Genomic DNA, 21,539 nt, shown 5'->3' on the forward strand with positions numbered 1-21,539 from the left:
CCACCCAGGCGCTTAGCCCCAACCTCGATCCGTTTGTCTTAGGGAGAATCGCGCCTTGGCGATCCGTCTCGAAGGACGAGGGATTCCAGAGCGCACGACCTCTCAGTCTCCTGGCCCCCTCGTCCTTCGAGACGCAGGCCCGAGCGGGGTTGCTCTTCAGGATGAGGGAGCATGGAAATCTGAACAGCCTGTCGTCAGCGCGGCTTGATGCGCCCGAACACCCGAATCGGTGCGGCAGCCGAGGCCGGCGCAGCGATAACGACCAACTCGCCCGATGCCGGGAAGACGCCCGTCAGCGCCGTAATATTGACCTGGTGCGTGACGACCACGGCGGCCATGCCACCCAGGCCCGCGAGCGCGGCGCGCATGTCGCGCAGGTGCGCCGGCTCGCGCTCCGCGTTGGCGAAAAAAGAATCGAAGGGCGGCGAGCCTTCAACCGGAGCGACATCCAGCAGCCGCGCGGTTTCCAGCGCCCGGCACCAGCGGCTCGACAGAACGGCCGCGATCGCGACGCCCCTGGAACGCAGCATCGCGCCGGTGCGGCGCGCCTGCTCGCGCCCGTCGGCGGAAAGATTGCGCTGCGTGGCGCAATCCTCCAGCACGAAGCCCGGCGGATCACCGCCGCCCGGCGCTATGGCGTGGCGCATCAGCACGATCGCGCCGCCGCGCCGCAAGGCCTCGAACGCCTCCTCCTCGGAGGCCGCCATCGCCGGAAAAGCCGCGAGAAGGCCGAGGACCGCAACCAACCAAGGTCGGACGAGCGCTTTTCTGGTCATGCCGTGTATAAGCGCACGGAGCCCGTTTGGATCAGTTGATGTTCACCGCCATTCTTCTCGCCTTCGACCTCGCCATCGCGATCTCGGCCTTGGCGTCAGGCTGGCTCTGGTGGCTCGCGAGCCGGCAACGCATCCGGCGTATCTCCCGCCACGAGGAGCTCGACGCAGCCGATCTCAATCGGATCGTGACGGCGCTCAACAGGACGCAGATCCTGAATTCCCGGGCCGCCCTCACCACAGCGGCGGCCGCCGTGTTCGCGGTGATCCGTTTGCTGCTGAATTACCTGGCGTAGCTGCGCGGTCGGCTTTGCAGCCCGCCTGCCCGACAATTCGCGACGGCTACCCTCGCCCCATCCTGAACGCGCCAAAACGAAAAAGGGCGGCCCGAGAGCCGCCCTTCCGTATCTCGCGCAGCACGCGAGACAAACCGTGCAAGCGCCTTTAGCGCTTGGAGAACTGGAAGCTCCGGCGAGCCTTCTTGCGGCCGTACTTCTTGCGCTCGACGACGCGCGAGTCGCGGGTCAGGAAGCCGACCTTCTTCAGCGCCGGGCGAAGCTCGGGCTCGAAATAGGTCAGGGCCTTGGACAGGCCGTGGCGCACCGCGCCGGCCTGGCCGGACAGACCGCCGCCCGCGACCGTGACGACGATGTCGTACTGGTCGACCCGGTTGGCGACCTGCAGCGGCTGCTGCAGGATCATCCGCAGAACCGGGCGGGCGAAGTACACGCCGAGCTCACGGTTGTTCACCGTGACCTTGCCAACGCCGGGCTTGATCCAGACGCGGGCGACCGCGTCCTTGCGCTTGCCGGTCGCGTAGGCGCGGCCCTGGGCGTCGAGCTTCTGGACGTGCTTGGGAGCCTCGGGGGAAGCGGTCTCGACCGCGCCCTTGAGGTCCTGCAGGGACTGGAGGGTTTCGGCCATGATCAGGCGTTCCTCGCGTTCTTACGGTTCAGCGCCGCGACGTCGAGCGTCGTGGGCTCCTGGGCGACATGGGGATGCTCCGCGCCCTTGTAGACGCGCAGGTTGCCGAGCTGCTTGCGGCCGAGCGGGCCACGGGGAAGCATGCGCTCCACGGCCTTCTCGACGACGCGCTCGGGGAAACGACCTTCGAGGATGAACTTCGCAGTCCGCTCCTTGATGCCGCCCGGATAACCGGTGTGATGGTAATAGACCTTCTGCTCGCGCTTGCGGCCGGTCAGAACCACCTTGTCGGCGTTCACGATGATGATGTTGTCGCCGCAATCGACGTGGGGCGTGTAGCTCGCCTTGTGCTTGCCGCGCAGCCGCATGGCCACGAGCGACGCGAGACGACCCACCACGAGGCCTTTCGCGTCGATCAGCACCCACTTCTTGTCGACCTCGGCGGGCTTGGCCGAATAGGTCTTCATGAGACAGTTCCGATCTGGGCGCGCCGACGCGAAACGCTGGCGCGGGAATGAAAACGCGGGCGACCAAGGGCCGCCCGTGCGATGGGCTGCGTATACGCGAGCCCTTGCGCGTCGTCAACGCCCACTATGCGCCAGATCTGACTGAAAGCCCCACAAAATCAGCGCATTAACAATTGCGGTAATATTATACCGTACATATTTCAGCGCGGCGGGATCGAATAGGTCCCGGTTACGTGGGCGACGGGTTCGTCGGAGCCTTCCGAAGTGATGGTCACCTCTCCGACCGCCAGGCGTTTGCCGAGCTTCAGCAGACGGCAATCGGCGTACAGCGCCCGCGGCTCGGGCTTGCGCAGGAAGTTGATGGACAGGTTCGTGGTCACCGCGAGGCCGACTGGCCCGATGGCCCCCAGCACCGCCGCGTACATGGCGAAGTCCGCCAGCGTCATCATGGCCGGGCCCGATATGGTGCCGCCCGGCCGCAGCTGGCTCGGGTGGTAGTCCATCCGCAGCCGCGCCCCGTGCGGCGGGATCTCCAGCACGTGCCAGATGCGGCCATGCGTGAACATCTGTGGAAATTCGCGCTCCAGAAACGCGTCCAGTTCCGCCAGCGACATCACCGCCCGCTTCTCGCCCTGCGTCATCCCGGCCTGCGCTCCCGCCCGCTTCGTCGGCGTTCCCGCCGCGCATCATTCGGCCTATGTATGGGCAATGATGCGCCATCGGCGCAACCGGCGGAGTCAACGAAATGCAGGTGAGCGAAACTGCCCAACCCGCGCCCGACCGCGGTGCTTCGGCCTCCGTTTTGCTGCGAGCCGACAAAGAGAACGTCGCGCTGCTGACCCTGCACCGGCCGGAAGCGCGAAACGCCCTCTCGGACGCCCTTATCGACGCCTTGTCCCGCGAACTCGACGCCATCGCGGCGGACCGGAGCATCCGCGCCGTGATTGTCGCCTCGGCGCCGAGCTCGTGCTTTTCGTCCGGGCACGACCTGAAGGAAATCTCCGCCCGCCGCTCCGACCCGGACCGCGGCCGCGCCTATTTCGAGGACCTGCTCGGGCGCTGCGCCGCCATGATGCAAAAGATCGTGCGCCTGCCCCAGCCCGTGATCGCGGCGGTCGAGAGCCTCGCGACGGCGGCGGGCTGTCAGCTCGTCGCTTCCTGCGATCTCGCGGTAGCGGGCGAAGACGCGCGCTTTTGCACGCCGGGCGTTCACATCGGGCTTTTCTGCTCCACCCCGATGGTGGCGCTGTCGCGCAACGTCGCGCCCAAGCACGCCATGGAAATGCTGCTCACCGGGGAAACCATCGCGGCGGCCGACGCCTTGCGGATGGGCTTGGTGAACCGGGTCGTCCCGGCCGGCCATGCGGTCGACGCGGCGCGGCGGCTCGCGGCCGTGATCGCGTCCAAGTCAGCGCCGGTGCTCGCGGTCGGCAAGCGCGCCTTCTACGAGCAGATCGAGATGGGCCTCGAGGACGCCTACGCGCATGCCTCGCGCGTGATGGCCGAGAACATGTTGGCCCGCGACGCCGAGGAGGGCATCGGCGCCTTTCTCGAGAAGCGGACGCCCCGCTGGGAGTGACCCGGTTCCATCGGATCGCCGGCCCCAGTTGCGCGTTGGCGTGACGTGCGTCGCCGCGACGGCGCCCCGCCCCGTGTCACGAGAGCCAGCCCCGCCGCATGGACCAGGTCGACCTCCCCCTCCGCCGCCACTCCGTTTTCACCCCCGCCCCTTGCGCCCTCCCGTGGATTCAGGTCGCCCCGGGGGCACCCTATTTCCAGACGGAAACCGGCGCGGCCTGGCACCCGATCGGCGGGAACGAGGCAATCTCGTGGGCCGAGCTCGACGGGCTGTTTCGGCGACGCGACCTGCCGGCGGTAGACCGATATCTTGGCGACCTCGCCCAGCAGGGCGTCACTGTGCTGCGCCTGATGCTCGAATACGCGCAGGTGCGGCACCGCTATTTTGAGCGACCGGCCGGGCGCTTCCCGCCCACCATGGTGCAGCTCTGGGACGACATGTTCGCCCTGTGCGAGAAGCACGGGCTGCGCCTGCTGCTAACGCCGGTGGACACGTTCTGGACCTGGCTGCACTGGTGCCATCACCCCTACAACCGCGCCAATGGCGGCCCGCTGGCGGATCCCTCGCAAATGCTCCTGTGCGTCGACACGCGCGAGTTCATCAAGAACCGCCTCGCCTTCGCAACGCGACGCTGGGGCGGCTCCGGCGCGTTGTTCGCGTGGGATCTCTGGAACGAGATTCACCCCGCCCAGGGCGGCGACGCGGCCGAGTGCTTTCCCGAGTTCATCGCGGACCTATCGCACCACGTGCGCCGCCTCGAATTGGACCTGTATGGCCGGTCCCACCCCCAGACCGTCTCTATTTTTGGGCCCGAGCTCGAGTGGCGGGCGCACATGCCGCTCAAGGAGCCGATTTTCCGCCATCCCGACCTCGATTTCGCGACCGTGCACGTCTACCAGCAGGGCACCATCGACGACCCCGCCGACACGGTCGCGCCGGCGCTCGACATGGCTCGCCATGTCCGTGCTCACCTTGCCGAGATCGCTGACGGCAGGCCGTATTGCGACAGCGAGCACGGCCCCATTCACAGGTTCAAGGACAAGAAGCTGAACCTGCCCGAAGCTTTCGACGACGAGTACTTCCGGCACATGCAATGGGCGCACCTGGCCGCTGGCGGCGCCGGCGGCGGGATGCGCTGGCCCAACCGCAACCCGCACCGGCTCACCGAAGGCATGCGCCGCGAACAGGGCAAGCTCGCCCGCTTCCTGCCCGAGTTCGACTGGCTGAGCTTCCGCCGCGAAGGCATCGATGTCGAAGTCGCGGCGGACGGCGCCGTCCACGCCATGGCGTGCGGCGACGACCGCCAGGCGCTGGTCTACCTGCTGCGCGGCGACGCGGTCGGGCCCGACGGCATGCTGGATCGTCAGGCGCCCGCGCTGGTGGTGCGCGTGGTCGTGCCGGGACTTGCGGACGGCGAGTACCGCGTGACCTTGTGGGATCCGGTGGCCGGCGAACCGCGCGAGCGCCTCTTGGCCGGCAGCCATGAGGGAGCGCTGCGCGCCTGCGTCCCGGCGTTCCGGACGGACCTGATCCTGGCGGTGCGACCCGCCCCCTGAGGCGCGCGCCTGTTTCGATGGCGCCGCGCCCGGCGCTGGTGTAACTCTCGGCCATGACGCACGACAGCTACCCCGACGACCTGATCCGCGGCATTCTCCACAACGTGAAGACCGTTGCGCTGGTCGGCTTTTCCAATAATCCGGCCCGCCCGAGCTGGATCGTGACGAAATACCTCATCGAGCGCGGCTACCAGGTGGTCCCGGTCAATCCGGGCCTCGCCGGCCAGACGGTGCTGGGCCAGCTCGTCTACGGCTCCCTGAAGGACATCCCCTTCCCGCTCGACATGGTGGAGATCTTCCGCAACTCGGAAGCCGCCGGCCCGATCACCGACGAGGCGCTGGCGCTCGATCCCCTGCCGCGGGTGATCTGGATGCAGCTCTCGGTGCGCAACGACGAAGCCGCCGCTCGCGCCGAGGCGAAGGGCGTCACCGTGATCATGAACCGCTGCCCGAAGATCGAGTTCGGCCGGCTGTCGGGCGAAATCGGCTGGAACGGCATCAACTCGCGCATCCTGTCGTCCAAGCGCGCCGTGATGGCCGAGAAGGGCTTCCAGAAGCGCACCCTCGGTCCGCCCGGCGTGAACCCGTTCGGGACGCGCCGCTGAGCCTCAGAAATGCGCGCCGCGGATGACCTGGACGTCCGACACGGCGACGATCGCGATCCGGTTCGCGAGGTAGGCCGACACCGCCTCCAGCGTCGCATCCAGCCGCGTCGCATCCAGGATGCACAGCACCGCCACCATGCGGCCGGCGCTGGTGACCTGCCCGGCCTCGTCCCACGGACCGTGCCGCCCGCTCCCCGCCAGGGCCGGCAGCACAGTGTAGCCGGTCGCCTGCAGGCGATCGAGGATCGCCAGCACGCCATTCAGCGCCGGCGCCTCGATGATGATCTCGATCTTCTTCTTCGCGTGCATGTCCATGGCGGGCCTCACGGGCTGACGCTTCGGGCCAGCAGCAGATAGAGCGGCAGGCCGATCGCGAGATTGAACGGAAAGGTGACGCCGAGCGAGAGCGTCAGGTAAATGGCAGGCTCCGCCTGCGGCAGCGCAATCCGCATGGCGGCGGGCGCGGCGATGTAGGACGCCGACGCCGCCAGTGTGATGAACAGCATCGCGCCGCCGGTGGAGAGGCCGAGGCCCAACGCGATCGCGGTTGCGATGGCGGCCGAAATCAGCGGCATCCCGATCCCGAACAGGATCAGCGGCGCGGTCAAAAACCGCCGCGCCCGCGACAGGCCGCGTCCGGCGACGAGCCCCATGTCGAGCAGGAACAGGCACAGCAACCCGCGGAACAGGTCCACGAACAGGGGCGCGATCGGCTTCACGCCGGCCGGCCCCGCGATCCAGCCCACCACGAAAGAGCCGACCAGCACCACCACCGAGCCGTTCAGCCCGGCCTCGCGCAGCAGGTGGCCAACCGATCCAGTGGCGGCTTCCGGCGCGGCCCGCCGGGCGATCAGCAGCGCCGCCATGATGGCGGGCGTCTCCATCACGGCCGCCACCGCGACCATGTAGCCTTCCGAGCCGAGCCCCGCTCGCGACAGCGCGTCCAGCGCGGCCGCGAAGGTCACGGCCGAGATGGAGCCGTAATGGGCCGCTACCGCGGCCGCGTCGACCGCCCCCAGGCGGCTGATCAGGCGCAGCACTCCGTAGGCGAGCGCCGGAATCAGAAACGACAGCGCCGCGCCGGCCAGCACCGTCCAGATCAGCTGAGGCTGCAACCCCTGGCGGGACACCTCCACACCGCCTTTCAGGCCGATCGCCATCATCAGGTAGATCGCCAGCGCCTTTGCGACGGCTTCAGGAAAGCTCAGGTCCGAGCGCGCCAGCGCGGCTCCGACGCCGAGCGCAAAAAACAGCACCACCGGCGACAACAAGTTGCCGACGGCCAGATCCAACGCACCCATGTCTGCTATCCCCTGCCCAGCTGCAGCCACTGCTACCGCAAGCGGGCCCCTATTCAACATTTATTGTCGTGAAATAAATACATTTGACGGCTGGAGGATTGTGGGCCGATTTAGCCGATCCCAGACGTGTATTTACAACTTGCCCGCGCGTTGACGCTGCTGGGTTCGTTCGGTAAAAAGAACAGCAATCCACTTTCCAAGAACGTCGCGGGCTCGCCCGCGCTCCTGCACGAGGACACGCCCATGACCGAGCCCAAGGCTCCCGGCTTCGCCACGCTCGCGATTCACGCCGGCGCGGCGCCGGATCCGGCCACCGGCGCGCGCGCCACGCCGATCTACCAGACCACGTCCTTCGTGTTCGACGATGTCGACCATGCCGCTTCGCTGTTCGGCCTGCAGGCGTTCGGCAACATCTACTCGCGCATCGGCAACCCGACCTGCGCGGTGCTGGAAGAGCGCGTCGCGGCGCTGGAGGGTGGCACGGCTGCGCTCGCGGTGGCGTCCGGCCATGCGGCCGAGTTCCTGGTGATGCACACCCTGATGCAGCCAGGCGACGAGTTCATCGCCTCCAAGAAGCTCTATGGCGGCTCCATCAACCAGTTCAACCACTCGTACAAGAACTTCGATTGGCGAGTGAAGTGGGCCGATCCGGACGACCTCCCGAGCTTCGAGGCCGCCATCACGGACAAGACCAGGGCGATCTTTATCGAGTCGATCGCCAACCCGGGCGGCGTCGTGACCGACATCCAGGCCATCGCCGACATCGCTCACAAGGCCGGCGTGCCGCTGATCGTCGACAACACCATGGCGACCCCCTACCTGATCCGCCCGTTCGAGCACGGCGCCGACATTGTCGTGCATTCGGCCACCAAGTTCCTGGGCGGCCACGGCAATTCCATCGGCGGCCTGATCGTGGACGGCGGCAAGTTTGATTGGCTGAAGTCGGGCCGCTATCCGATGCTGTCGCAGCCGCGCCCGGAATATGGCGGCATGGTGCTCGGCGAGACCTTCGGCAATTTCGGCTTCGCGATCGCCTGCCGGGTGCTCGGCCTGCGCGACCTCGGCCCGGCCTTGTCGCCGTTCAACGCCTTCATGATCCTGACCGGCATCGAGACGCTGCCGCTGCGCATGCAGCGCCATTGCGACAACACCCTCAAGGTGGCCCAGCACCTGCAGCGCCACGCCAAGGTCGCGTGGGTGAGCTATCCGGGGCTGGAGGGCGACAAGTATGGCGCGCTCGCAAAGCGCTACTCGCCCAAGGGCTCGGGCGCGGTGTTCACGTTCGGCCTCAAGGGCGGCTACGACGCCGGCGTCGCGCTGGTGTCGAACCTCAAGCTCTTCTCCCATCTCGCCAATATCGGCGACACGCGCTCGCTGGTGATTCACCCGGCCTCGACCACCCACCGCCAGCTCACCGCCGAGCAGCAGACGCAGGCCGGCGCCGGCCCGGAGGTCGTGCGCCTCTCGATCGGCATCGAGGACGTCGAGGACCTGATCGCCGATCTCGACGAGGCGCTGGCCGCGAGCTGAGGCGCGTCAACGCGGCTGAACTTCAGCGCTGGATCAACCTCTCACCCTTCATCCTGAGGAGCAGGCCCCCTTGGGCCTGCGTCTCGAAGAACGAGGGTTTTGCGCCTTTTGGGAAGGGCTCAAAAAAGCAGCTGTCGCCCTCTGCAGCCCGAGTCTCAGGCTCGCGTCAGCCGCCAATGCACCGCCGCCATGCCGAGCACCAACATCGCGAAGGCCTGGTGGGCGAGGCCCAGCGACAGCGGCACCATGGCGAGCAGGGTCACGATGCCGAGCGCGGCCTGCGCAACCGACAACCCCGCGATGGCGCTGGCGCGTCGCGCCGCGGGCGTACCCGGCTGCACGCGCCGCGTCGCCCAGACCTGCCAGAGAGTCAGCCCCAGCAGTGCGTAGGCGGTCATGCGGTGGTGGAACTGAACCGTGAGCGGATTGTCCACGAGGTTCTCGAACCACGGCGTCTGGATGAACAACCCCGATGCGGGCGGGATGAAGTTCCCGTCCATCAGCGGCCAGGTGTTGTAGGTGAGCCCGGCCTTGGAGCCCGCCACAAGGGCGCCGAGCGCGATCTGGAGCAGCACCAGCAGCAGCGTCGCCGTCGCGAGCCCGCGCACGATGGGGGTCGAAGGTTCGTTCTCGCGACGCTTCAGGCCGGCCGCGACCGCCACCAGGCCGGCGAAGATCACGCTCGCGGTGGTGAGGTGCAGCATCAGCTTCAACGGCGCGACGGCCGTCATCCCGGGCTTCAGGCCGGACGCCACCATGATCCAGCCGATGGCGCCCTGGAGTCCGCCCAGCAGCCCGAGCGCCGCGACCTTGATGGCGAGCCTCCCACGCAGCAGCCCCGTGGCGAAGAACCCGATGAAGCCGAGGCCGAACACGAGTCCGATCGCCCGGCCGAGCTGCCGATGCGACCACTCCCACCAGTAGATCTCCTTGAACTCGCCGAGGGTCATGCCCTTGTTGACGAGCTGGTACTGGGGAATTTGCCGGTACTTGTCGAATTCCACCGCCCAGGCCTGCTCGGTCAATGGCGGCACGGCCCCGGTTACGGGCTTCCACTCGGTGATGGACAGGCCCGACCCGGTGAGCCGCGTGGCGCCGCCCACCACCACCATGCCGAACACCAGCGCGGCGATGACGTAGAGCCAGATCCGCACCGGCTGAAGCCGCCGCGTCGCCGCGTCGGGGCGCAAGGCGGCCTCCGCGCGGTCGAAGTCGTGGTCCGTGGCCGTAACCGACATCATCATTGTCCATCCATCGGGCATGCCGCCGCGGCGAAACGCGCAGCCGCGCAGGCTTGATCGCCCGGTCGCGCCGACACATAGTCCGCGCCGCTTGGGCCCACAATGGCCGCGTCGCCGCAGGCGCCGCCGGATCGAGGATCGGAATCAACATGCGCCGACGCACGCGCAAATTCATCGGCGCCGTCGCCATGCTGTTCTTCGTGTGCTTCTACGCGCTCGCCATGATGGCTTTGGCGCAAGGCTCGATCCAGGACGCCGGCAAGCTTGCGCAGGCGATTTTCTACGTCGTGGCCGGCATCGGCTGGATTGTGCCGCTCATGCCGCTGATCAAGTGGATGGAACGCCCCGACCCCGAGGACGCCTGAACGCGTCACGCGACGTTCAGCCGCCGCCCCTTGTTCCACAGGTGGAACGGAATTCCTGACAACAGCGCGCCAAACTGGCCGACATTCTGGAAATTACCGTTCAGCGACACCCGCGGCAGCGCCGTGAGGTGGTCGCGGTGCTGCGGAAACAGCATGCCGGGCCTGGTCGTGACGGCGCTGCGGAACCCGAGCTCGCGCGCCATGGCGAACTCACGAGGACCGGCGGACGTCGGATCTCCCACCGGATAGGCAAGGTGCCGGACCGGGACGCCGAGTTCGCGCTCGATGGCGGCGCGCGAGTCGGCCATTTCGGCGCAGGCTGTGGCCGCATCGTGCTTGGCCAGCATTGGGTGCGTCATCGTATGCGCGCCGATCGTGATCAGCGGATCGGCGGCGAGCCGGCGCAGGCCCGCCCAATCGAGGCAAAGCCGTTCGGTGGTGGCCAGGCTGTCGATCCCCTGCCCGGCTGCGAGCTTTGCGACAACCGTGCGCATGTCCGGCTCGGGCAGCGCCCGCAGCCGCCAGTAGAGCGCCTCGAAGGCCGCCGCCTTGGCGGCCGGATCGCCCGTCGCCATCGCAAACGGACCGTCCGGCAAATCGGCCCGGACCTCGTCCGCCCGCGCGATGGCGTCCTCCAGGTCGCACCACCACAGACCGGCGCTGCGGTCCGCGAAGCCAGGGGTCACGAACACGGCGGCAGGCGCGCCATGCCGCCGCAGCACCGGCAGGGCATGATCGAGATTGTCGCGGTAGCCGTCGTCGAACGTGATCGCCAGCAGCGGTGGCTTGGCGGCAAACTCAATTCCCGCCTCCAATGCGTCGACCACGGCGTCGAGGCTGGCGATCCGGAAGCCAAGCGCCTTGGCGCGCGCCAGAGCCGCATCCAGGAACTCGGGCGTGACCTCGAGCAGCCGGTTCGGCGCGAACGGCCGCTCCGTCCAGGGCCGCACGTGATGCAGCATCAGGATGCCGCCCAGCCCGCGCGAGCCCGGAAGTGTCCATCGGCCGGCTCCAACTGCCGCAAGGCCGTTCAGGGCCGCCTGGAAGATCCGGTACTTCAACCCCACCGTGAAATCCTCGATCCGTGGCAATTCCAACCGCCGCGCAAGTCATCGTTAATGGCTGGCTGTTAAGCTTGACTTAAAGGTTTCGTTGACCATTCCGCGGTCGGCCGGCCACGTTGCAGAGCAATCGAGAGATAAGCGCCGAAATGTCCGCCGCATTGGACACCCCTTTTGCGACGTGGAGTCGGATCGAGGTCTTCCGGTCGCCGGAGGATGCCGCATCGGCCTGGCGCGCTCTTGAAGCGCAAGGCGTCGCCACGCCTTACCAGCGATATGACTGGCTTGCGCCCTGGTACGCGTTTGTGGCCGCCCGCAAGGGCCAAACGCCCGCGATCGTGCTCGTGTCCAATGGGGCCGGCGCTCCGCTGGCGCTCTTCCCGCTTGTGATGCTGCGCACTGGTCCCGTTCGGCTTGCGCGCTTTGCTGGGGGCAAGCACTGCAATGCCAATATGGGGCTATTCGACGCCGACTTTCTGGCGACGCTCGGCCCGGAGGACGCCAGCACGCTGTTGTTTGCGATCAGCGAAGCGCTGTCGGGGGTAGACCTGCTCGATCTTCGCTCGCAGCCGCTCTCGTGGAACGGCTTCGCCAATCCGTTCGCGTTGGTCGCGGGAGCCCGCCCGGCCGAGGATGCGCACGCCCTCGCCTTCCAGCCTGGCGATACCGCCGACATGCTGGTCCGCCGCCTCGTCAGCAAGGACAGCCGCAAGAAGCTGGCCAAAAAGCTACGCTGGCTCGAGGCGATCGGGCCCGTGTCGCTGCGCAGGGCGCAAACCGAAGCCGAGGTCGACGGCGTGCTCGAGGCATTCTTTCGGCAGCGCGCCGCGCGCTTCAAGGCGCAGCACATCGCCAATCCGTTCTCCTGCAAGACGGTGCAGCAGTTTCTGCGCAGCGCCGCCCTGGCGGGCCTCGACCGCGGAAGTCCCGCGCTGGAGCTCTGGGCGCTGTGGTGCGGCGACCGGATCGCGGCCGCATTCGGCGGGGTGAGCGATGGCCGACGGTTGAGCGGCGCATTCATTTCGTTCGAGAACGACAAGACGCTGATGCGCTCGAGCCCAGGCGAGGTGCTCACGATGGAGCTCGCCAAGGCGGCGCTCGCGAATGGCCTGGCGAGCTTCGACCTCGGCATGGGCGAGGATGGATACAAGCGGCACGTCTGCCCCACGCGGGAGAAGCGTGTCGACGCCTCCATTCCGATCACCCCGATGGGCCACGCCATGGCGCTGGGCCTGCGTGGCGCGAATCGCGTTCGGGAGATTGTGAAACGCGACGTCCGGCTGTTGAAAACGGTTCGCCGGGTCGCGCTACGCTTTGGCGCGCCGACATGACAGGTTGAGGCGGGCCCTTAGGCCGCCTCGACGTTCTGCGCCCGGTCAACCGACAGCCGGACCACACGCAACCCCCAGGCGGACAGGCTTGCAGCCGCATCCGCTACCTCATCGGCCGAAGCATTGGGGCCGACCGCCAGCACGGCCATGTCGGCGCACTGCGCCAGCACGCGCAGGATGGAGCGCTCCTCGGCCGGTGGGGTCGCCACCATCACGGCGTCATAGGTCTGCGACAGCGCGCCGAGCGCGAGCTCCACGCCTGCCGCCTGGCTGGTGATCGCGTCCGCGGTCAGAGCGCCGGAGGACACCAGGTGAAGCCGCGACGCAGGATCTCGGTGGATCACCTGAATAAACGAGGCATGACCGCTGATCAGCTCGGCGAAGCCTGCGGTCGTTTCGCGGCCCGCGGTGTCGGCGTCGATCAGTGCGAGGCGACGCGCGCTGGCGAGGCGGCGGCCAAGCGCCAGAGCGAGATCGCGGGCCGGCGCGCCGCCAATCGGCGTCACGAGGCAGCGCCGCACCGTCCCGGACCCGATCGCGACGTCGAAGGCGCTCGCCGCATCCGCAAGGCTCACCGAGCCGTCCCGCATCTCGCGCGGTGGCTCCGCGGGCCTGCGCTGCGCCGCATCCGCGGCCAGCCGCGCCAGGGCGTGCTCGGCGGGAGCCAAGGCATGCTGGGCTGACGCAAGGTCACCAGGCTCGGCTGGGCGAAGCCGCGGCCGCCACGCCGGTTCGGCTGCGGCCACAACAGGCGCCACGGCGGCGGGCTGAGCGGCGGGAACGGCGCCGGCGCCCAGCGGGAAGGTCGGGGCATAGCTCACCGGAACTGGCCCAAAGGCGCGGCCGGACAGCAGCTCAGCGCAGATCACCCAAACGGTCATCACCAGCAGCGTCGCCAAGGTCGCGATGATGATCATCGGGCCTTTCTTCGGAAAGGACGGCGCAACGGGCGGATCGGCGCGCTGCACGATGCGGGCGTCTGGCGGCGACGCATCCTTGACGTCGCGGGCGGTGGCCTCGCGGTAGCGCGTCATCATGGCCTCGAGCTGCTCGCGCTGCGACCGCGCCTCCCGCTCCAGCGCGCGCAACTCCACGTCCTTCTCGCCGGCCGCGATGCTTTGCTGTTTGGTGGCGTCGAGCGCGCTCGCGAGCGCGTCCACGCGCGCCTGCGCGACCCGCGCGTCGTTCTCCAGCGTGCGCACGGCCTTGAGCGCGGCCGCGGAGATCTGCGCGTCGATGTCCGCGAGCTGCGCCTGCAGCTCCTTCATGCGCGGATGGCCGGGCCCGAGCGAGCGCGACTCGAGCGCGATCTGCGCCTTCGCGGTGGTGCGGTCGGTCACGAGCTTGCGCACGAGATCGTTGTTCGCCACATCCGAAACGTCGAGCGTGCGGCCGCCCGCGAGGGCTTCGCGCAAAAGCTTGGCCTTTGCCTGCGAATCGGCCTGGGCGCCGCGAACCTGGTTGAGCTGCGTGTTAAGCTCGGCCAGTTGCTGCTGCTGCAGGGTGGCGTTGTTGGTGGCGACAAGGAGGCCGGCGCCGGAGCGGAACGCCTCGACCTTGGCCTCGGCGTCGGCGACCTTCTGGCGCAGCGGTTCAATTGCGCCGTTGAGCCATGAGCTTGCCTTCTGGGCGACCCGGAGCTTGGCCTCCTCTTGCAATTCCAGGTAGATGTCCGCGATCGCATTGGCGCCGCGCGCGGCGAGAACCGGGTCGGACGACGTGAACTCGATCGCCAGCACGCGGGTCTGCCCCACCGGGAAAGCCGTGACGCGCTCGACGAAACGGTCGATCAGCTGCTCGTTTTCGCTGGCGCGGGCGAGGCCGAGATAGACGAGGCCGCTCTTTACGACTCCCACCACCGACGCGCTGGTGTCGAACTCGGGGTTTCCCTTCAGCTGCAACCGGTCCACGGCGCGTTTGGCGAGGTCGCGTGACGTCACCAGAAGAACCTGGCTGGCGACCTCGCGCTCGTCGATCTGCAGGTCGCGCTCGGCGCTTTGGCCAGGGCGCGTGTAATAATTATCGCCGGGCTGAAGAAGAATGCGGGCGTCCGCCGTGTAGCGCGGCGTGGCGGTGTTCACCCAGAACGCCGTCAGCCCGAACACGATGAGGGTGGCGAGCAGAATGAGCGGGCTGCGCCGCCGCAAGGCGCGCCCAAGCTGTCCCGCATCGAGGTCCCCGCCGTTGGCGGGGACGGGACCAGCATCAGCCATCACTCAACCCCAGAACAGATTACACCGTGCCGGAACTATGAAGTTTTGGGCTTTCGATAACGTTAAGCATGAGGCCATGCGCGGTCAGGGTTTATTAACCACGTTGACGCACATGATCGCGCATTCGACCGCCTATCCAGCGAGTCCCGCAGCGAGCCCCTTTGATGTCGCGTCGCAAGTTCCTGATCCTGCTCGGAGCAGCCGCCGTTTCGGCCTGCGCGCCGCCCCTGCATACTCCGCCGGGCTTCATGGAAGGACTCGACGCCCCCTATACGCTGGCCAGCGGCGACCGCCTGCGCATCATCGTGTTCGGGCAGGACAACCTCTCCAACAGCTACGCGGTGGACGGATCCGGCCGCGTCTCCCTGCCGCTCATTGGTCCGACGCCGGCCGGCGGCATGACCACCACGCAACTCGAGCGCGCGATCGAGGCCAAGCTGCGCAACGGCTACCTGCGCGAGCCCCGCGTTTCCGTCGAGGTTGAGCAGTACCGCCCTTTCTTTGTCCTCGGCGAAGTCACCACGGCCGGGCAGTTTCCCTACGTCAACGCTATGACGGTCCAGACCGCCATTGCGATCGCGGGCGGGTTCTCGCCGCGCGCTCTGCGCACCCAGGCCGACATCACGCGCCAGATCGGCGGCCGGCCGGTGAGCGCCACCGTTCCGATCACTTTCCCGGTGCGCCCCGGCGACACCATCGTCGTGCGCGAACGCTGGTTCTGAGACATGGCCCAGAATGGGCGCCTTCGGATCTTGCACGTGTTTCGGGCTCCCATGGGGGGCCTTTTTCGGCATGTGCTCGACCTGGCGGGCGCCCAGGCCGCAGCCGGCCACGCCGTGGGGCTGGTCTGTGACGTAGGCGGCGGCGCGAGGGCCGAGGCCGCCATCGAACGGATCCGCCCCAGCCTGAGCCTCGGCACCTTCCGCATCCCGATGCCACGCGAGCCGGGTCCCACGGACGCTTTGGCGCTGCTGCGGATCACTAAAATCTTCGCTGCCGCCAAAGCCGACATCGTTCATGGCCACGGCGCCAAGGGCGGCTTCTATGGGCGGCTCGCGCCGGTCGGGCTGCGCCGGGTCGGGCGCATCTATACCCCCCATGGCGGCAGCGCGCATTACGGCGCCAACACCCTGGCGGGCAAGCTCTACACCCGCGTCGAGCGCCTGCTGATGCGCCGCACCTCGGTGTTCACGTTTGAGAGCGACTATGTGGCCAGCCGGTTCGAAGCCATGCTGGGCGATGCGCCGCACGATGCCGTGGTGGTCCGCAACGGGCTGGAGGCGCATGAGTTCGTCCCAGTGGCGGATGGGCCGGAGGCGGCTGACGTTCTTTACCTTGGCGAATTGCGAACGCTGAAGGGCGTGGACACGCTGCTTGACGCGCTGACGCTGTTGCGCGCCCGGCTTCCGTGGGAGCCCTCCGCCGTTCTGGTCGGGGCGGGTCCGGATGAGGCCGAGTTTCGGGCCCTCGCGCAACGGCTCGGGCTACGCGAAGTCTCGTTCAAGGCTCCCATGCCGGCGCGCGACGCCTTTCGGCTCGGCCGAGTCATGGTCGTGCCCTCGCGGGCCGAGTCGCTCCCCTATGTGGTGATCGAGGCCGCCGCCGCCGCGCGCCCGCTGGTCGCCACGGCGGTGGGCGGCATTCCTGAAATCATGGGGCCTTTCGCCACAAGGCTCGTGCGGCCTGATGATCCGCCCGCTCTGGCCGACGCCATCGCGGCGCTGCTGTCCAAGTCCGAGGCGCAGCGACAAGCCGAGGCGGAGGATCTTGCCCGGCATGTCGCCTCGGCATTTTCCATCGACGCCATGGCGGGCGGAATCGAAGCGGCTTATCGCAAGGCTCTGGCGAGGATTTAACGCTTCCGTCAGCCATCGTGCATAGGGTTCCTCAAGGATTGAGGCTTGGAGAGCGGCCGAGCGGCCGCGATCGCGCGATGGCAAAAATCGGACTGGACGACCTGTTGCGGAACGACGCTGGCTCGGTGGCTGCGATGCGCCCCGGACCAAAGGCGTCGCTGAGCGCGTTGGCGGAGGAGATCGCATCCCGCCCGCGAGCGCGCACCTATTCGGCCAACGTCATCTCAAGCGTCGTCGCTGCGGCCGAGCTCATGTTCCTGGTTGTGAGCGGCGTGCTGCTGCGCGCCGGCTACCTGCAGACGGGCCTGCTGCCTGACGTGCCCTATGCGGCCCTGATCGTCGGCTCGGCGCTGACGACCGTGGTCGCCCTCCAATCGCTGCAGTTTTACGAACTCGGCGCCCTGCGTGGGCCGATTCCGGCCTTGGTGCGCGTGGCCGCGGTGTGGAGCGCGGTGGCTCTTGCGGCCCTCGCGATAGCGTTCATTTTCAAGCTGGGCAACGAGATCTCGCGCGGCTGGTTCGTCGGCTGGTATGGAATCGGCTTGCTCGGCCTGATGTCCATGCGCCTGATCGTCCGCACGGCCGTGCGCAGCATGCTCCGCGAGGGCCTTCTGGACAGGCGGACCGCGATTGTGGGCGGCGGCCCGGCAGCCGAGAGCCTTCTGCGCGCGCTCGATGCGCAATCGGATTCCGAGGTTCGCGTCATCGGCGTGTTCGACGATCGCGACGAGCAGCGTTCGCCTGAAAGCGTCGGCGGCTATCCGAAGTTGGGAACGACGGACGACCTCGTCGACTTCGTCCGGCGCGCCAACCTGGACCTGGTGATCTTCACCCTGCCGATCACGGCAGAGGATCGCATCCTTTCAATGCTGCGCAAGCTTTGGGTGCTTCCTGTCGACATTCGGCTCTCGGCCCACCAGAGCAAGCTCCGCCTGCGTCCGCGCACCTACTCGTATATCGGATCGGTGCCGGTGCTGGCCGTCACGGACCGGCCGATCGCCGATTGGGACGTGGTGTTCAAGTGGCTCTTTGACCGTGTGGTCGGGGCCTGCCTGCTGGTGCTGCTCACGCCTCTAATGCTCGCCACCGCTCTGGCCGTGAAGCTCGATTCAAAGGGACCTGTTTTCTTTCGGCAGCGTCGCTACGGCTTCAACAACGAGCTGATCGAAGTCTTCAAGTTCCGCTCGATGTATGCCGACCAGGCGGACCTCACCGCCTCCAAGCTCGCCACGCGTGACGATCCGCGGGTCACCCGTGTCGGCCGCATTATTCGCAAGACATCGCTCGACGAGTTGCCGCAGCTCTTCAACGTCGTGTTCAAGGGCAACCTGTCGCTCGTCGGCCCCCGTCCACACGCGGTGAACGCCAGCGCCGAGAACCGGCGCTATGACGACATCATCGACGGGTATTTCGCCCGCCACCGCGTGAAGCCGGGCATCACCGGCTGGGCGCAGATCAAGGGCTGGCGCGGCGAGACCGACACGCTGGAGAAGATCCAGAAACGCGTGGAGCACGACCTCTACTACATCGAGAACTGGTCGGTGTTCTTCGACCTCTACATCCTGGCCGCAACGCCAATCGCGCTCGCCACCAAGACCGAGAACGCATATTGACCTTTGCGCCTGCCCATTCCGGGATTGCGCCGGCGCCTTTCGCCTATACGGCCCGGCGCGGTCCGCCCGTGGCGGCGGTCCAGAACGGCATTTTGCGGCTGCTCGTGCTTTGCGGCGCAATCGTCTTCATCGAGCCTTCCCCGTTCGAGGTCGTGTTCACGCTCGCCGGGCTGGTGATGCTGCTGACCGGCTTCAGGCTGCCGCGCGAATCCATTCCGCTGATCGTTTTGCTGACGCTGTTCAACCTGGGCGGAGCGATCTCGCTCACTGAGGTCACCGAGGACCAGAAGGCCGTGATCTTCACTGCCGTGTCGGTCTACATGCTGGCCGTGACGCTGTTTTTCGTCATCATCATGATGGATCGCACCCACGAGCGGGTCGCGCTGATCCAACGGGCGCAGATCCTGGCCGCCGTGATCGCCGCCATCGCCGGAACGCTGGGCTATTTTAACGTCGCCGGCCTTTCCAGCCTGTTCACGGCTTTCTCCGGCACGCGCGCGTCCGGCATGTTCAAGGACCCAAACGTATTCGGGCCGTTCATCGCCGTCGGCGCCACGTTTCTGTTTCATGGCGTCGTGTCGGGCCGCACGCGCCATGTGACGCTGTCGGTGCTGACGCTCGTCTTCCTGAGCTTTGCGGTCCTGATCTCGTTCTCACGCGGCGCATGGGGCGTGATGGGCCTGAGCCTCGCCATGGTGGTCGGGCTGAACCTGCTTACCTCACGCAGTTGGGCGCAGCGGCGGCGAATTGCATGGGTCACCAGCCTGTTCCTGCTTTGCGGACTGGTCGCCGGAGCCGCGGTGCTGACCAACCGCTCGATGGCGAACATGCTCGAGGAACGGGCCGTTCTGCTACAGAGCTACGATTCGGGCGAAACCGGCCGCTTCGGCAACCAGAAGCGCTCGATCCCGCTGCTGCTTGACCTGCCCAACGGGTTTGGCCCGCTCCAATTCGACAAACGCTTCGGCGAGAACCCACACAACGTCTTCATCTTCGCCTTCAGCTCCTATGGCTGGCTCGGCGGGATCAGCTACCTGTCGTTCGTGATCATCACCTGCGTGATCGGCTGGCGTATGGCGTTCCAGCGTACGCCGTTCCAGCACGACGCGATCGCGCTCTGGTGCTGCCTGTTTCCGCAGATCGCGCAGGGCTTCCAGATCGACACCGACCACTGGCGGCACTTCTGGATGCTGAGCGGGATGGTGTGGGGGCTGGCCATCATGGCGAGCCGCTGGAAAGCCGCGAATGCGCCGGCGCAGCCTCACGCCAGCGTGTCGAACAGCCGGGCGTAGCTGCGGGCGGCGTCATCCCAGTCGAAATGGGCGGCGCGCGCCAATCCGCCGCCGACAAGGCGCGCGCGCAGATCCGCGTCGCTGACGAGTTCCAGAAGGCCACGGCCGATCGATTCGGCCGAGGTCGGATCAACCAGCAATGCGGCCCCGCCCGCCACCTCTCCGGTGGAGCTCGCATCGCTGGTCAGCACTGCGGTCTCGCAGCGCATGGCCTCGATGATCGGCAGGCCGAAGCCCTCGTAAAGCGAGGGAAACAGAAAGCATCCGGCGCCGCTCATCAGCGCCGGCATGTCCGCGTCGGGCACGAAGCCCAGCCGCCGCACGCGCGGCATGGCGGCCAACTCCTGCAGGCGCCCGAACACATGGGCCCGGCCGGCCAGCCCGAACACCACGAGCTCCATGTCGGCCGGCAAGGATGGCAGGATCCGGCTCCAGGCTTCCAAGGTGCGGGCAAGGTTCTTGCGCGGGTCCGAGGTCGCCTGCAGCAGCACGTAGCGCCCCGCGATGCCGAAGCGGCTGCGCACCGCCTCCACCTCCGCATCCGGACGCTTGCCGAAATGCGCAGACACGCCGTTGTAGATCACCGACACCTTTTCGGCGGGCAGGCCGAACAGCGAGATGATGCGATGGCGGGAAAACTCCGACACCGTGACGACATGCGCGGCGCGGCGCACCAGAATCGGGACCAGCGTCTGGTAGACGCGGACAAATGACGGCGCAAAAAATTCGGGGATGTCGAAGAACGCCACGTCGTGCAGCGTGACGACCTGTTTGCCGTAAGCCACCGGGCCCGTCGCGGAGGGCGACCAGAGCAGCCGGCCGCCGGCCCGGAACGGCAGCACGATCTGCTCCCAGGCATGCCCCCGCGCTCCGCGGAGGGCGTGGCCCGGCTCGACGCGCTCGACATCGGGCAGGCGCTGCATGAGCTCCAGCGTCATGCGCTGCTGGCCGCCAGTTTCAAAAGCAGCGGCGCGCATGTTGACTACGACCTTGCCGTGTCGGCCAGCCGCCATCGGGGCGGGCGTCGACGACGACGCACTGACCGACGGGTCCGGGGCCGAAAAAAACGCAGGTGCAGGCATGATGGTCCGCTGGAGAAGATCAGCGACCCTACAACCGCGATCATTGACGTTCGATTACGGCCCGAGCTCCGACGGGCGTGCGCCGCCACGCAGCGTCGACGTTGCGGCGCAGGCTCTGGCCGTCAGAGGCTGTTCATCAGGCTCCGGTACTCATCTTCCGTGAAGGCTTTCAGAGTTCTGGTCCGCACGGCGCCGGTTCCGGCCAGCTTGAGGCCGAAACGCGCAAACGCTGCGTCGTCGGGCGCATCCACGATGCAGACCATATCGACGTCCCCCATCGTCATGAACGCCTGCTCGACCGAAACGCCGTAGGCGTGCCCCATGTCGCGGGCGCGATCGAGGCGCTTCGGAGAGTCCTTGGCGGCCTGCACTCCCTGGTCGGTCCAGTTGATCAGAGCGATGTATTTCATGGGATCCTCCCTGCCGCGTGCGCCACCCAGCGAGAAGGATTGTACACCCGCCCCAAGGCCGTCCTCGGCGCAGAAGCTCTATGCCCCGCGGCCTAAGCTTGGCGTGGGACGGCTTGCCGGAAACCGCCGGCGAGGCCCGGCCCTGAAAACAAAAAGCCCGCCCAAGTCTCTGACAAGGGCAGGCTTTTGATGGTCGGAGTGGCGGGATTCGAACCCACGACCCCTTGTCCCCCAGACAAGTGCGCTAACCGGGCTGCGCTACACTCCGACGTGGCGCGCTTATACGCAGCCAAGGCGGCGGGCGCAACCGCTTCCGGCGTCGCCGGGCGGGGTTTTCCGC

The 21,539-nt window shown here is 67.5% G+C and carries 22 protein-coding genes and 1 tRNA gene; 11 read left to right on the forward strand and 12 right to left on the reverse strand.

Features of this window, described 5'->3' with window-relative positions:
* Positions 1-194: 194 nt before the first annotated feature.
* Complete coding sequence (locus IEV99_RS12665) at positions 195-746, reverse strand: histidine phosphatase family protein (protein ID WP_244643844.1); 552 nt, start codon at positions 744-746, stop codon at positions 195-197.
* A 68-nt stretch (positions 747-814) separates the two neighbouring features.
* Between IEV99_RS12665 and IEV99_RS12670 the strand changes: the two genes are divergently transcribed.
* A complete protein-coding gene (locus tag IEV99_RS12670) occupies positions 815-1,069 on the forward strand; it encodes a hypothetical protein (protein WP_188518143.1) in 255 nt (84 codons plus the stop codon).
* 148 nt (positions 1,070-1,217) lie between these two features.
* Here IEV99_RS12670 and rpsI read toward each other — a convergent pair whose 3' ends face one another.
* The 3 genes from rpsI to IEV99_RS12685 form a co-directional block, all read right to left on the reverse strand.
* Entirely contained in the window at positions 1,218-1,697 is a 480-nt protein-coding gene (gene rpsI / locus IEV99_RS12675) for a 30S ribosomal protein S9 (protein ID WP_188518144.1), read from the reverse strand.
* A 2-nt stretch (positions 1,698-1,699) separates the two neighbouring features.
* Positions 1,700-2,164 (reverse strand): 50S ribosomal protein L13, encoded by a 465-nt coding sequence (gene rplM, locus IEV99_RS12680; RefSeq protein WP_188518145.1) that lies wholly within the window; start codon positions 2,162-2,164, stop codon positions 1,700-1,702.
* Positions 2,165-2,364: 200 nt separating this feature from the next.
* Positions 2,365-2,805: a PaaI family thioesterase gene (locus IEV99_RS12685; RefSeq protein WP_244643846.1), complete on the reverse strand. Its 441-nt coding sequence runs from the start codon at positions 2,803-2,805 to the stop codon at positions 2,365-2,367.
* 104 nt (positions 2,806-2,909) lie between these two features.
* Here IEV99_RS12685 and IEV99_RS12690 point away from each other — a divergent pair, with 104 nt between their 5' ends.
* The 3 genes from IEV99_RS12690 (at position 2,910) to IEV99_RS12700 (ending at position 5,904) form a co-directional block, all read left to right on the forward strand.
* A complete protein-coding gene (locus tag IEV99_RS12690; protein WP_188518146.1) occupies positions 2,910-3,743 on the forward strand; it encodes an enoyl-CoA hydratase in 834 nt (277 codons plus the stop codon).
* Between the two features lie 98 nt (positions 3,744-3,841).
* Complete coding sequence (locus tag IEV99_RS12695) at positions 3,842-5,299, forward strand: glycoside hydrolase 5 family protein (RefSeq protein WP_188518147.1); 1,458 nt, start codon at positions 3,842-3,844, stop codon at positions 5,297-5,299.
* Positions 5,300-5,352: 53 nt separating this feature from the next.
* Complete coding sequence (locus IEV99_RS12700; RefSeq protein WP_188518148.1) at positions 5,353-5,904, forward strand: CoA-binding protein; 552 nt, start codon at positions 5,353-5,355, stop codon at positions 5,902-5,904.
* Between the two features lie 3 nt (positions 5,905-5,907).
* Here IEV99_RS12700 and IEV99_RS12705 read toward each other — a convergent pair whose 3' ends face one another.
* Both IEV99_RS12705 and IEV99_RS12710 read right to left on the reverse strand, forming a co-directional pair.
* Positions 5,908-6,219, reverse strand: a complete 312-nt coding sequence (locus IEV99_RS12705; protein WP_188518149.1) for a P-II family nitrogen regulator — start codon at positions 6,217-6,219, stop codon at positions 5,908-5,910.
* Between the two features lie 8 nt (positions 6,220-6,227).
* The gene (locus IEV99_RS12710) at positions 6,228-7,205 is read right to left on the reverse strand and encodes a sodium-dependent bicarbonate transport family permease (protein WP_188518150.1); all 978 of its coding nucleotides are present in this window, start codon (positions 7,203-7,205) and stop codon (positions 6,228-6,230) included.
* Positions 7,206-7,448: 243 nt separating this feature from the next.
* On the opposite strand from IEV99_RS12710, the gene IEV99_RS12715 reads away from it, so the two are divergent.
* Positions 7,449-8,735: an O-acetylhomoserine aminocarboxypropyltransferase gene (locus tag IEV99_RS12715; protein WP_188519648.1), complete on the forward strand. Its 1,287-nt coding sequence runs from the start codon at positions 7,449-7,451 to the stop codon at positions 8,733-8,735.
* Positions 8,736-8,890: 155 nt separating this feature from the next.
* Here the strand turns inward: IEV99_RS12715 and IEV99_RS12720 are convergent, their stop codons facing one another.
* Complete coding sequence (locus tag IEV99_RS12720) at positions 8,891-9,973, reverse strand: COX15/CtaA family protein (RefSeq protein ID WP_188519649.1); 1,083 nt, start codon at positions 9,971-9,973, stop codon at positions 8,891-8,893.
* Positions 9,974-10,125: 152 nt separating this feature from the next.
* On the opposite strand from IEV99_RS12720, the gene IEV99_RS12725 reads away from it, so the two are divergent.
* Entirely contained in the window at positions 10,126-10,341 is a 216-nt protein-coding gene (locus IEV99_RS12725; RefSeq protein WP_188518151.1) for a DUF2842 domain-containing protein, read from the forward strand.
* A gap of 5 nt (positions 10,342-10,346) precedes the next feature.
* On the opposite strand, the gene IEV99_RS12730 is transcribed toward IEV99_RS12725, so the two are convergent.
* A complete protein-coding gene (locus tag IEV99_RS12730; protein ID WP_244643848.1) occupies positions 10,347-11,432 on the reverse strand; it encodes a polysaccharide deacetylase family protein in 1,086 nt (361 codons plus the stop codon).
* Positions 11,433-11,551: 119 nt separating this feature from the next.
* On the opposite strand from IEV99_RS12730, the gene IEV99_RS12735 reads away from it, so the two are divergent.
* A complete protein-coding gene (locus tag IEV99_RS12735) occupies positions 11,552-12,733 on the forward strand; it encodes a GNAT family N-acetyltransferase (protein ID WP_188518152.1) in 1,182 nt (393 codons plus the stop codon).
* A gap of 17 nt (positions 12,734-12,750) precedes the next feature.
* Here the strand turns inward: IEV99_RS12735 and IEV99_RS12740 are convergent, their stop codons facing one another.
* Positions 12,751-14,946, reverse strand: a complete 2,196-nt coding sequence (locus IEV99_RS12740; RefSeq protein ID WP_188518153.1) for a GumC family protein — start codon at positions 14,944-14,946, stop codon at positions 12,751-12,753.
* 164 nt (positions 14,947-15,110) lie between these two features.
* Between IEV99_RS12740 and IEV99_RS12745 the strand changes: the two genes are divergently transcribed.
* The 4 genes from IEV99_RS12745 to IEV99_RS12760 all read left to right on the forward strand — a co-directional run bounded on the left by IEV99_RS12745 (position 15,111) and on the right by IEV99_RS12760 (position 19,707).
* The gene (locus IEV99_RS12745) at positions 15,111-15,668 is read left to right on the forward strand and encodes a polysaccharide biosynthesis/export family protein (RefSeq protein ID WP_188518154.1); all 558 of its coding nucleotides are present in this window, start codon (positions 15,111-15,113) and stop codon (positions 15,666-15,668) included.
* Between the two features lie 36 nt (positions 15,669-15,704).
* The gene (locus IEV99_RS12750; RefSeq protein WP_244643851.1) at positions 15,705-16,802 is read left to right on the forward strand and encodes a glycosyltransferase family 4 protein; all 1,098 of its coding nucleotides are present in this window, start codon (positions 15,705-15,707) and stop codon (positions 16,800-16,802) included.
* A gap of 77 nt (positions 16,803-16,879) precedes the next feature.
* Positions 16,880-18,415 (forward strand): undecaprenyl-phosphate glucose phosphotransferase, encoded by a 1,536-nt coding sequence (locus IEV99_RS12755; protein WP_244643852.1) that lies wholly within the window; start codon positions 16,880-16,882, stop codon positions 18,413-18,415.
* Complete coding sequence (locus IEV99_RS12760; RefSeq protein WP_188518156.1) at positions 18,412-19,707, forward strand: O-antigen ligase family protein; 1,296 nt, start codon at positions 18,412-18,414, stop codon at positions 19,705-19,707. The genes IEV99_RS12755 and IEV99_RS12760 overlap by 4 nt, the downstream gene beginning before the upstream one ends.
* Here IEV99_RS12760 and IEV99_RS12765 read toward each other — a convergent pair.
* The 3 genes from IEV99_RS12765 to IEV99_RS12775 form a co-directional block, all read right to left on the reverse strand.
* The gene (locus IEV99_RS12765; RefSeq protein ID WP_194483070.1) at positions 19,677-20,789 is read right to left on the reverse strand and encodes a glycosyltransferase family 4 protein; all 1,113 of its coding nucleotides are present in this window, start codon (positions 20,787-20,789) and stop codon (positions 19,677-19,679) included. The genes IEV99_RS12760 and IEV99_RS12765 overlap by 31 nt on opposite strands.
* 122 nt (positions 20,790-20,911) lie before the next feature.
* A complete protein-coding gene (locus tag IEV99_RS12770; RefSeq protein WP_188518158.1) occupies positions 20,912-21,199 on the reverse strand; it encodes a GYD domain-containing protein in 288 nt (95 codons plus the stop codon).
* 190 nt (positions 21,200-21,389) lie between these two features.
* Positions 21,390-21,467: transfer RNA gene (locus IEV99_RS12775), tRNA-Pro, on the reverse strand.
* Between the last annotated feature and the right edge of the window lie 72 nt (positions 21,468-21,539).

Source organism: Alsobacter metallidurans, from assembly GCF_014636935.1.
GTDB lineage: Bacteria > Pseudomonadota > Alphaproteobacteria > Rhizobiales > Beijerinckiaceae > Alsobacter > Alsobacter metallidurans.